This is a genomic window from Mesorhizobium sp. M7A.F.Ca.ET.027.02.1.1 (genome assembly GCF_004022985.1).
Taxonomy (GTDB): Bacteria; Pseudomonadota; Alphaproteobacteria; order Rhizobiales; family Rhizobiaceae; genus Mesorhizobium.
The window spans coordinates 21,344-28,153 of record NZ_RZOL01000033.1 but is presented as its reverse complement, the minus strand read 5'-3'; the positions used below and the strand labels follow the sequence as shown (position 1 = coordinate 28,153).

The window sequence follows — 6,810 nt, the reverse complement described above, 5'->3', positions numbered from 1 at the left end:
CATTTCGGCCAATGACTGGGTGGGCATCGAGGGCGTCACACCGGCCGACGCGGTGGAGATCGCACGGCTGCTGCTCGAGGCCGGCGTCGACATCTGCGACGTCTCGGCAGGCCAGACCTCGGCACTGGCCAAGCCTGTCTATGGCCGCATGTTCCAGACGCCGTTTTCCGACCGCATCCGCAACGAAGTCGGCATGGCGACGATGGCGGTCGGCAACATCTACGAGCCGGACCATGTCAATTCGATCCTGATGGCCGGCCGCGCCGATCTGGTGGCGCTGGCACGGCCGCATCTCACCGATCCCTACTGGACACTGCATGCCGCCGTGACGCTCGGCGACCGTGGTGTCAAATGGCCAGATCCCTATCTGCCCGGGCGCGACCAGCTCTACCGTCTGGCCGAGCGCGACGCCGCAGCGGGGCTGAAAGTATGAGTACCGCCGCGACGATACCCGGCAAGCATGCGCTGGTCACCGGCGGTGGCTCCGGCGTCGGGCGGGCCATCGCGCTGGCGCTGGCTGCTGCCGGCATCGATGTCACCATCTGCGGCCGCCGGGAAGCCGAGCTCACTGAGGTGGCCGGGGAGAACGGCCGCATCTTCGGCATTGCCGCCGATGTCACCGACGAAGTGGCAATGGCGGCGCTCTACGAGACGGCGCAAGCCGCGCGCGGCCCCTTCGACATCGTCGTCGCCAATGCCGGCATGGCCGGCAGCGCCCCGGCGCACAAAACCGCGCTCAGCGAGTGGCAGCGGACGCTCGACGTCAATCTGACCGGCGCCTTCCTGACGGTGAAGCCGGCGCTGGCCGGAATGGCGGCGCGGAAAACAGGACGAATTGTTTTCATCGCCTCGACCGCCGGCCTGAAAGGCTACGCCTACGTCGCGTCTTACGTCGCCGCCAAGCATGGCGTCGTTGGCCTGATGCGGGCGCTTGCCGCCGAAACGGCAAAATCGGGCATCACCGTCAACGCGGTGTGCCCAGGCTTTGTGGAAACCGAAATGCTGGAAGAGTCCATCCAGCGCATCATCGAGAAGACCGGCCGCTCGGTCGAGCAAGCGCGGTCAAGCCTCGCCTCGACCAACCCGCAAGGCCGCTTCATCCAGCCGGATGAGGTCGCCGCGGCCGTGCTGTGGCTCTGCGGCGACGCCGCCCAGTCGATAACGGGACAGGCGATTTCCATCTCAGGAGGCGAAACATGGTAGCCGGCCCCCTGCCCGCGCCGTCGGGACCCGGCAAGGACCGCTTGCGTCTGTGGATCAGGCTGCTGCGCGCCTCGCGCACGATCGAGGCCGAGCTGCGCGAACGGCTGAAGAAGGAGTTCAACACGACGCTGCCGCGCTTCGACGTGATGGCCGCCCTCTATCGCGCGCCGGAAGGCATGCTGATGAGCGACCTGTCGCGTTTCCTGCTGGTCTCCAACGGCAATGTCACGGGCATCGTCGACCGGCTGGTTTCGGAAGGACTTGTCGCCCGCGCAAGGCGCAATGGCGACCGCCGCACGTCGATGGTGCGGCTGACCGAGGAAGGCGCGCAGGCATTTGCCGCCATCGCTGCGGCGCATGAAGGCTGGATCGGCGAATTGCTGGGCAAGGTCAGCGAGGACGACGCGCGCCGGCTGACCGGCATGCTGACCTCGTTCCGCAGCAACTGGGAGGGACGCGAATGACCGCAATGGCCGGGCGCAAGCCGAAGCATTTCCTGTGGGAGGTCGAGGGCAGGATCGCCAAGGTCCGGCTCGACCGGCCGGAGCGCAAGAACCCGCTGACCTTCGACAGCTATGCGGAACTCCGCGACACGTTCCGCGACCTCGTCTATGCCGACGATGTCGACGCCGTGGTGTTCCTCTCCAATGGCGGCAATTTCTGCTCCGGCGGTGATGTCCACGACATCATCGGCCCGCTGGTCAATATGGACATGAAGCAGCTTCTCGCCTTCACCCGCATGACCGGCGATTTCGTCAAGGCGATGCTGAATTGCGGCAAGCCGATCATTGCTGCGGTCGACGGCGTCGCGGTCGGCGCCGGCGCCATCATTGCGATGAGCTCCGATATCCGCATCGCCACGCCGGAAGCCAAGACCGCGTTCCTGTTCACCCGCGTAGGCCTCGCCGGATGCGACATGGGCGCCTGCGCGATCCTGCCGCGCATCATCGGCCAGGGCCGCGCCGCAGAACTGCTCTACACAGGCCGCACCATGACGGCGGCGGAAGGCGAACGCTGGGGTTTCTACAACCGGCTGGTCGATGCCGCCTCGCTGGAGGCCGACGCGCTCGATATGGCGGCGCGCATCGTCTCCGGCCCGACCTTTGCGCACGGCATCACCAAGACGCAGCTCAACCAGGAATGGTCGATGGGTCTCGACCAGGCGATCGAGGCGGAAGCCCAGGCGCAAGCGATCTGCATGCAGACCCGCGACTTCGAGCGCGCCTACAAGGCGTTCGTGGCCAAAGCCGGTGTTCGAGGGGGATTGAGGATGATGCATTCCGTGAAGACGTCGGCGGGACAGCGCCCCCCTCTGTCCTACCGGCGCCGTAGAGCGCAGGGCCTGGAGAATAGCGGTGGAAGCACCCATGCCTGACCGCTCCTTCCTCTCCTGGCCGTTCTTCGAAGACCGCCATCGCAAGTGGGCCGAGCAGCTCGACGTATGGTGCGCGAAAAACCTGCCGGTCTCCCACCATGATGTCGACGCCGCCTGCCGCGAGCTGGTCAGCAAGCTCGGGCGAGACGACTGGCTGAAGCCGACGGCGATCGACCCAGACAATCCTGGCCCCCTCGACGTCCGCACTTTGTGCATCACGCGCGAGACGCTGGCGCGCCATGACGGGTTGGCCGATTTCGCCTTCGCCATGCAGGGGCTTGGCACCGGCGCGCTCAGCCTGTTCGGCACGCCGCACCAGCAGCAATGGCTTTCGAAGACGCGTGCCGGCAAGGCGATATCAGCCTTTGCCCTGTCGGAACCGCGCTCGGGATCGGATGTCGCCAACACGGAAATGACGGCGACCCGCGACGGCGACAGTTACGTTCTGTCGGGTGAAAAGACCTGGATCTCCAATGGCGGCATCGCCGACCTCTATGTCGTCTTTGCCCGCACCGGCGAGGCGCCGGGCGCCAAGGGGCTTTCCGCCTTCCTCGTGCCTGGCGACGCCAGGGGCCTTGGCATCGCCGAACGGCTGGAAGTGATCGCGCCGCACCCGCTGGCGCGCCTGTCTTTCGATCAGGTCCGCCTGCCCGTCGCCGCGCGGATCGGCAAGCCCGGCGACGGCTTCCGTATCGCCATGTCGGTGCTCGACGTGTTCCGCTCGACCGTTGGTGCGGCGGCACTTGGCTTTGCTCGCCGCGCACTGGATGAAAGCATCAAACGGGTGTCCGAACGCAAACTGTTCGGCGCGCCAATGGCCGAACTGCAGATGGTGCAGGGTCATATCGCCGAGATGGCGCTGGACGTCGATGCCGCGGCGCTGCTGGTCTACCGCGCCGCCTGGACCAAGGACATGGGCGCGCCCCGCGTCACCCGCGAGGCGGCGATGGCCAAGCTGTTTGCCACCGACAAGGCGCAAGAGGTGATCGACAAGGCCGTGCAGCTGCATGGCGGCGACGGTGTCCGCAAGGGCCATATCGTCGAAAGCCTGTATCGCGAGATCCGCGCGCTGCGCATCTACGAGGGTGCCTCCGACGTGCAGAAAGTGGTGATCGCGCGGCAGGTGATGGGCGCGGCCTGACGGCTGGAAATCGACGAGCGATTTTTGAGACTTGGTTTTTTGGGTACCGGGAGGTTTTGAATGCATACGATTCTGCAGCCGGAAGGCTGGGCAAAACCTGTCGGTTACGCCAATGGCGTCGCGGCACGCGGACAGCTCGTCTTCGTTGGTGGACAGGTCGGCTGGAACGGCCAATGCCAGTTCGAGACCGACGACTTCGTTGGCCAGGTGCGACAGACGCTTCAGAACATCGTGGCGGTGCTGGCCGAGGCCGGTGCGGGGCCGCAGCACATCACCTCGATGACCTGGTATTTCACCGACAAGGCCGAGTATCTGGCCAACCTCAGGGGCATTGGCGAGGCCTATCGCGAGGTGATCGGCCGGCACTTTCCGGCGATGGCCGCCATGCAGGTGATGGCGCTGGTCGAAGACCGCGCCAAGGTGGAGATTCAGGCAACTGCCGTCATCCCGGAATAGGTGTACTGATATTCAGGTGATGCCGGTCTGCAAACGGCAGCTTCCTGCGCTTCCGGTGCTCGCGTACGAAAAGTACGCTCCGCTCCGGTTCTCGTAACCCACCGTTTTCGACTCGGCCTGACCTGAATCTCAACACACCTTCGGCTATACGCGCAGTCCCGCTTGCCGTAAAATCGGCAGTATGTGATCGCAGAAATAGGGCAGTTCTTGCGTGTAGTTGACGAAGGACAGCGCGATGCCCTGGTAGCCGTGTCCGGCGATGGCGGCCATGTCGGCGGCGATCGTTTCAGGCGTTCCGATCAGCGGGTAGGTGCCGGCGCCGCCGGCGAAGCGCTGCCGGTAGCGGTCATAGGCGTGCGGGTCGTGGGACTGCGAGAATTCCTTCTTGCCGGCCATATGGGCATCGACCGCATCGTGGTCGGCCATATCGACGGCATAGCGCGTGTAGTAGGCCTGCGCCTCTTCCATGGTAGGGCGGCAGACGACATGCGCCACCGTGTAGACACCGACATCACGGCCTGCCTTGTCGGCCCGCTCGCTGATATCGGCGACATGCTTGCCGGCATCGCTCATTTCCGAAAAGGTCGTGAACAGATAATCGCACCGGGCGGCGGCGAAATCGCGGCCCGGCCCGCCGAATGCGGCGTTCATGGTCACGGGGCGGGGAACCTGCAGGCTGGCCGGCCGGCTGACAGCCTCCTTGAGGCGATAATAGGTGCCTTCGTAATCGAGCGGTTCGGCCGAGGCATAGAGCTTTTCGAGGATTTCGATCCATTCGGCCGCCTGGTCATAGCCCTTCTCGACCAGCGGCGTGCCGAACATGCCGAATTCCTTCGGGTTCCAGCCGCAGACGATGTTCAAGCCCGCGCGGCCCTGGCTGATATGGTCGACCGTCGCCAGCGCCTTGGCGGCATAGAGCGGATGCACCAGCGGCACATGCACGGTCATGAACAGGCCGATCTGCTCGGTAGCCACAGCAAGCGCCGCCGCCCATGTGAAGGTTTCGAACGACCATTCGCGCACCTTGTTGCGGCCGCCAAAACCGCGCCAGCGCGCGATCGGCAGCATGAACTCCAGCCCTGCGCGGTCGGCGATCTGGGCCGCGGTCACATTGTCCTGCCAGTTTGCCGTCCAGCGTTCCGGAACGTCTGTGATAGCAAGGCCGCCATCGGCATTGGTCGAAAAGACGCCAAGCTTCAATCTGTTCGGGCCGTGCAAAGGGTGTGGTTTGTTCATGTCGCGACCTCCCGGCGAGAGAGCACACGCTAGGCCCGTGCCGAGATATTTCAAGCCTGAAATAGCTTCGGGTCGCCATCGCTCGCGGGTATCGGTTCCAGCGGGCCGCACGGTGTCCGCCACGCAACCGACACCGCAGCTTTTTAAGCTTAAAACTTTCGCCTTGAAAAGCGCCGCACTTTGGATAAGCATTCCACAGTCGATGGCGATTGCCTTGCCGGACGGGCTTGCCGGCCAGTCCATCGTGCAGACCAGTCCATCGTGCCGGCCAGTCCATCGTGGGTGCTCCGGGTGGGAGTCTCAGTTCTTGTCGTTCATACTGTCCCAGTCATCATCCAATGCGCGCCATGCCTTCGATGACGTGCGCGCGCAGATCCGCGATCTGCAACAAAAAACGTCGCCAACCATGACCGCATTGGTCGCTGCCATGAATTGACGCCCTGCCGTGCGGGGCGGCAAAAAACCGTGCGGGAGCAACCCGCCCGATCAACAACAGAGGGAACACAAATGAGCTTCACACGTCGCAAATTGCTTCTTCTCGCCGCCGCCATCGGCATCGCCGCCGGCCCCGCCACCGCTTATGCCGCCGATGTGCTCAATGTCGGCGCCTACCCGACCAATCCACCCTTCGAGTACAAGAACGAGAGCGGCACTTTCGAAGGCTTTGAAGTCGACATCGTCAACGAAGCCGCCAAGCGCATCGGCATGACCACCGACATCGCCGATCTCGGTTTCCAGGCACTGTTTGCCGCCACCACCTCGAAGCGCATCGACGTCGCCATCTCGTCGATCACCATCACGGCGGAGCGGCTGAAGTCACAGTCGTTCACGCAGCCCTATTATGATTCGGACATGGGCATCGCCACCAAGACCGCCAGCGCGATCAAGGCCGAGGCCGACCTCAAGGGCAAGGTCATCGGCGTGCTGTCCGGCTCGACCGGCGAAACCTGGGTCAAGGCGCATCAGGAAGCCGATGGCTTCAGCGACGTGAAGGGCTACGACACGCAGCAGAACCTGCTCCTCGACCTCAGCGCCGGCCGCGTCGATGCGGCCGTCAGCGACATTCCGGGCATGGAGTATTCCTTCACCAAGATGAAGGACCTGGTCGTCAAGGAGCGCATCAAGACCGGTGAGCAATACGGCCTGATGATGACCAAGGACCACCCGCTGCTCGGCAAGCTGAACGATGCGCTGAGCGCGATGAAGAAGGACGGCACCCTGGCCGCCATCCACAAGAAGTGGTTCGGCAGCGACGCGCCGGCCGACTCCTCGACCATGAAGGAAATGCCGCTGCCGAAGGCCTGATCTGAAAGCTGCGCTGACATCGTGCCGGCTTTCCAGGCCGGCACGATTCATTTCATGCTCCAGCGCCGGCTTCCGCGCCGACCGCCTCGCCATC

General features: G+C 64.4%; 7 protein-coding genes and 2 pseudogenes. 8 read left to right on the top strand and 1 reads right to left on the bottom strand.

Annotated elements, in window-relative coordinates; translation table 11 throughout:
- The 6 genes and pseudogenes from EN749_RS06370 to EN749_RS06345 form a co-directional block, all read left to right on the top strand.
- Positions 1–433, top strand: a pseudogene (locus EN749_RS06370) (bifunctional salicylyl-CoA 5-hydroxylase/oxidoreductase); the annotation flags it as partial.
- Positions 430–1,203, top strand: coding sequence for an SDR family NAD(P)-dependent oxidoreductase (locus EN749_RS06365; RefSeq protein ID WP_128287528.1), 774 nt, complete (start codon positions 430–432; stop codon positions 1,201–1,203). The pseudogene EN749_RS06370 and the gene EN749_RS06365, both read left to right, overlap by 4 nt.
- On the top strand, positions 1,197–1,667 hold the full coding sequence (locus EN749_RS06360) for a MarR family transcriptional regulator (protein ID WP_128287527.1): 471 nt from the start codon (positions 1,197–1,199) through the stop codon (positions 1,665–1,667). The genes EN749_RS06365 and EN749_RS06360 overlap by 7 nt, the downstream gene beginning before the upstream one ends.
- A pseudogene (locus tag EN749_RS06355) lies at positions 1,664–2,471 on the top strand (enoyl-CoA hydratase family protein). The gene EN749_RS06360 and the pseudogene EN749_RS06355 overlap by 4 nt, the downstream one beginning before the upstream one ends.
- 99 nt (positions 2,472–2,570) lie before the next feature.
- Complete coding sequence (locus tag EN749_RS06350) at positions 2,571–3,719, top strand: acyl-CoA dehydrogenase family protein (protein ID WP_128362778.1); 1,149 nt, start codon at positions 2,571–2,573, stop codon at positions 3,717–3,719.
- A 60-nt stretch (positions 3,720–3,779) separates the two neighbouring features.
- Positions 3,780–4,175: a RidA family protein gene (locus EN749_RS06345; RefSeq protein WP_127808070.1), complete on the top strand. Its 396-nt coding sequence runs from the start codon at positions 3,780–3,782 to the stop codon at positions 4,173–4,175.
- Between the two features lie 144 nt (positions 4,176–4,319).
- Here the strand turns inward: EN749_RS06345 and EN749_RS06340 are convergent, their stop codons facing one another.
- Positions 4,320–5,411 (bottom strand): LLM class flavin-dependent oxidoreductase, encoded by a 1,092-nt coding sequence (locus EN749_RS06340; RefSeq protein WP_128362777.1) that lies wholly within the window; start codon positions 5,409–5,411, stop codon positions 4,320–4,322.
- A gap of 112 nt (positions 5,412–5,523) precedes the next feature.
- Between EN749_RS06340 and EN749_RS06335 the strand changes: the two genes are divergently transcribed.
- Both EN749_RS06335 and EN749_RS06330 read left to right on the top strand, forming a co-directional pair.
- Positions 5,524–5,847, top strand: coding sequence for a hypothetical protein (locus EN749_RS06335; RefSeq protein WP_127322019.1), 324 nt, complete (start codon positions 5,524–5,526; stop codon positions 5,845–5,847).
- A 71-nt stretch (positions 5,848–5,918) separates the two neighbouring features.
- Positions 5,919–6,716 (top strand): ABC transporter substrate-binding protein, encoded by a 798-nt coding sequence (locus tag EN749_RS06330; protein WP_128362776.1) that lies wholly within the window; start codon positions 5,919–5,921, stop codon positions 6,714–6,716.
- Positions 6,717–6,810 lie beyond the last annotated feature (94 nt).

What these genes read in the sequence shown, in the direction of transcription:
- EN749_RS06345 (WP_127808070.1), top strand. Translation starts at nt 3,780, where the DNA reads ATGCATACGATTCTGCAGCCGGAAGGCTGGGCAAAACCTGTCGGTTAC.
- EN749_RS06340 (WP_128362777.1), bottom strand. Translation starts at nt 5,411, where the DNA reads ATGAACAAACCACACCCTTTGCACGGCCCGAACAGATTGAAGCTTGGC.
- EN749_RS06330 (WP_128362776.1), top strand. Translation starts at nt 5,919, where the DNA reads ATGAGCTTCACACGTCGCAAATTGCTTCTTCTCGCCGCCGCCATCGGC.
- EN749_RS06360 (WP_128287527.1), top strand. Translation starts at nt 1,197, where the DNA reads ATGGTAGCCGGCCCCCTGCCCGCGCCGTCGGGACCCGGCAAGGACCGC.
- EN749_RS06365 (WP_128287528.1), top strand. Translation starts at nt 430, where the DNA reads ATGAGTACCGCCGCGACGATACCCGGCAAGCATGCGCTGGTCACCGGC.
- EN749_RS06350 (WP_128362778.1), top strand. Translation starts at nt 2,571, where the DNA reads ATGCCTGACCGCTCCTTCCTCTCCTGGCCGTTCTTCGAAGACCGCCAT.